General features: G+C 74.8%; 1 pseudogene. It reads left to right on the forward strand.

Going from position 1 to position 1,343, the window contains the following annotated elements:
- Positions 1-1,343: pseudogene (locus tag L0B03_RS17980) on the forward strand (hypothetical protein); the annotation flags it as partial.

Raw genomic sequence — 1,343 nt, forward strand, 5'->3', positions numbered from 1 at the left:
AGCGCGACGCCCGGGCGACAGCGCAACGGGCCGAGACCGAGGTCACCGCCCTGCGGGCCGAGGCCGACCAGTACGCAGCCTTCGTCCGGGCCACGGCCGACCGCGAGGTCGCCGAGCAGCGCTCCGTCGTGGCGGACGAGGTCAGCAGCGCACGCGCGGCCCTGGCTCAGGAGCTGTCCGAGCTGCGGGCCGAGGCCGAGGAGTACGCCAGCGAGCTCCGTGCTACCGCCGAGAGGGAGACCGCCGAGCAGCGCGAGAGCGCCGAGCGGGACACCACGCACCTGCGCAGCTCGACCGAGCGTGAGGTCACCGAGCTCCGCACCACCGCCGAGCGCGAGACCACCGAGCTGCGGACCAGCGCAGCACGCGAGGTGAACGAGCTCCGCACCACCGCCGAGCGCGAGACCACCGAGCTGCGCGAGCAGACCCGTCTCGACACCGAGCGGGTGCTCACCGAGGCGCGCCGTCGCGCGGCCGAGATGACGGGCGAGGCGACCACCGAGGCCGAGACCCGCCGCGAGGAGGTCCGACGCCTGCAGGCCGACGCCGAGGTCGACATCGCGACCCGCCGTGAGGCGGCCGAGCGGGCCGATGCCGAACGTCACGAAGCGGCCCGTGCCGAGACCGAGCGCCTGGTCTCGGACGCCGAGGCCCACGCCACCGAGGCCGAGCAGCGGGTGGCCAACGCCCTCGAGCAGGCCGAGAAGATCCGCAAGGACGCCGACGCCCACGCCAAGGACCTGCTCTCCAACGCCCGACGGAACGCCGACCGGGTGGTCGCCGAGGCTCGCGAGCACGCCGAGAAGACCCTCTCCGAGGCGATGACCGAGGCCGAGCGGGAGCGCACCACGGCTCAGCGGCAGGTCGAGGACCTCAACCGTCAGCGCGAGTCGATCACGTCCTACCTCGACGAGCTGCGGAACCTCCTCGGCCACGACCCGATGCCCTCGCGACTCGTGCTCGAGCGGGCCGACGACGTCGAGGCCAGGTTCGCGGCCTCGCTGCCCGAGGTCACCTCTCCCCCCGCACCCGAGATCGCCCAGGCCGAGGACGTCGACGGGGCTGGCGACCAGGAGGTGCCGCAGGACGACACCCCGGTCGAGGGGCTCGTGCCCGAGCCCACCCGTGAGGACTCGCCCGACGAGCACGAGGATGCCGTCCCGAGCGATCTGGCGGACGCGACGCCCGGGTCGGAGGCCGGGACGGACGCCGGTATCGAGGAGCCTGGCGCCGAGGCGACGGTCGACCCCGACGAGGGCACCGGCACGGACCCCACCGGGGACGACCTCGCGGCGGAGGGCGGCACGGACGACCCTGCCGTGGCGGCGGGCCGCTCCGGCACC

The organism is Actinotalea sp. C106, from assembly GCF_023630195.1.
Classification (GTDB): domain Bacteria; phylum Actinomycetota; class Actinomycetes; order Actinomycetales; family Cellulomonadaceae; genus Actinotalea.